Annotated in this window: 2 protein-coding genes; both read left to right on the top strand. The window is 68.1% G+C overall.

The window, feature by feature from the left end; genetic code table 11:
• A partial coding sequence (locus ACIPEK_RS46535) for a phosphopantetheine-binding protein (RefSeq protein WP_402009079.1) occupies positions 1-447 on the top strand: 447 nt, incomplete at its 5' end.
• On the top strand, positions 447-2,097 hold a 1,651-nt coding region (locus tag ACIPEK_RS46530; protein WP_402009076.1), incomplete at its 3' end, for a condensation domain-containing protein. The genes ACIPEK_RS46535 and ACIPEK_RS46530, both read left to right, overlap by 1 nt.

Here is a 2,097-nt window from a genome sequence, read left to right as displayed (position 1 = left end):
GCCTTCATGATCCCCTCCGCGTTCGTGGAAATCGCGACGCTGCCGCTCACCCCCAACGGCAAGCTCGACCGTACGGCACTCCCCGAACCCGACGGGGAAAGGCCGCAGCTGCAGGAGTTCGTGGCTCCGTCGGGTGACGCGCAGGAAGCGTTGGCCAGGCTCTGGGCCGAGGTGCTCGGGGTGGACCAGGTCGGCGCCACGGACAACTTCTTCGAGCTGGGCGGACATTCGCTGCTCGCCACGCAGATGGCCTCCCGCATTCGGGACGCCTTCGAGCTTGAGATTCCTCTTTCCGCCCTCTTCGACCACCCGACCGTGCGGGGCTTGGCGGCCGTGATCGAAGAGCGCATCTGGTACGAGATCGAGCACATGCCGGAAGACGACGTGATCCAGAGCCTGGACAGTTACGCGCAGGGTGCAGAGTCCGACGAGAACGGGGTTTTCTGATGTCCATCTCCCCTGCGGGGCTTCTCCAGACGCTCGAGAACAGCGGTGTTCGCTTCAGCGTCGTCGACGGCAGACTGCGGATCTTCGCGCCCAAGGGCGTCCTCACCGAGGAGCTCCGAACCCAGCTCCAAGCCTGCCGGGACGAGATCATCGGGCTGCTGGTCGACCGCAGGGCAGGGTCGTCGGCCGGGGCCCCGCCGATGACGGTCGCCGACCGCGACGAGCGGTTGCCGCTGTCCTTCGCGCAACAGCGCCTCTGGTTCCTCGATCAGCTCGACCCCGGATCGGTCGAGTACAACGTGCCCATGCCGATCCGGCTCGGCGGGGTACTGGACATGCCCGCGCTCAGCGCTGCCCTGAACGCGATCGTCGACCGCCACGAGGTGTTGCGCACGCGGCTCGTGGCCGGAGACGACGGTGTGCCGCACCAGGTGATCGACCCGGCGGCACCCCTCCCTCTGCCGATGGCCGACGTGTCCGGCGCGGAGGACCGCGGCTCGGCCGTGTGGGCACTGATGGCCGCGGACGCGGCGCAACCCTTCGACCTGGCGGGCGGGCGACTCATCAGGGCCCTGCTGATCCGGCTGGCCCCTGATGAGCACGTACTCGCCCTGTCCATGCACCACGTCGCCTTCGACGAATGGTCGAAGCGGATCTTCCACGACGAACTGCTGCTCTCCTACGAAGCGTTCCGCGCCGGTCGTCCGAACCCCTTGCCGCCGCTGGCCGTGCAGTACGCCGACTTCGCGGTGTGGCAGCGGCAGTGGCTGGACGGCGAGGTCCTGGAGGAGCAACTTGTTTACTGGCGCGCCCAGTTGGGCGGCGCCTCAGTCCTTGAAGTGCCCACGGACCGGCCGCGGCCGGCGGTGTGGTCACCCGCCGGTGCGATGGTGCAGTTCACGGTGCCCGCGCGGACGGCCGACAGCCTGCGCGAGCTGTGCCGTCGCAGCGGCACGACGATGTTCATGACGCTGCTGGCGGCCTTCGACGTCCTCCTGAGTCGGTACGCGGGCACGGGCGATGTAGTGGTGGGCACGCCGGTCGCCAACCGGAACCGTGCCGAGACGGAGAAGCTGATCGGCTTCTTCATCAACACCCTGGTGATGCGCACCGATCTGTCCGGCGACCCGACGTTCGAGGAACTCCTCGGCCGTGTACGGGAGATGGCCCTCAATGCCTATGCGCACCAGGACCTGCCGTTCGAGCAACTGGTGGACGACCTCGTCACTGAGCGGGACCGGTCGCGTAGCCCGCTGTTCCAGGTGCTGTTCAACTACTTCACCGAAGACGGGCAGCAGGACCGCGAGTCACGGGACCCGTCTCACGACCGCCGGGGCGATGCAGCAGGCGGCGCCACGGACGGGCTGGCCTTGGGGAGCGTCGAAGGCGATGTCGTCGCCAAGTACGACCTCCGGCTGATGCTGACGGACGGCGGTGGCGCGCTGTCGGGTGTGATCGAGTACAGCACGGCGCTCTTTGACGCGGTGACGGTGGAGCGGCTGGCGCGGCACCTGATGTCGGTACTGGATACGGTTGCCGATGACGCGGGGCAGCGGGTGGGCGAGCTGCCGGTACTGACGGAGGCGGAGCATGAGCAGGTCGTACGTGAGTGGAACGCGACGGTCGAGCCGCTGCCCGTGGTGGGTGGGG

Origin of the sequence: Streptomyces sp. NPDC088246, assembly GCF_044741025.1 — a bacterium.
Taxonomy (GTDB): domain Bacteria; phylum Actinomycetota; class Actinomycetes; order Streptomycetales; family Streptomycetaceae; genus Streptomyces.
Note: the sequence above shows the minus strand (reverse complement) of the source record. Positions and strands in the feature narration are given on the sequence as shown.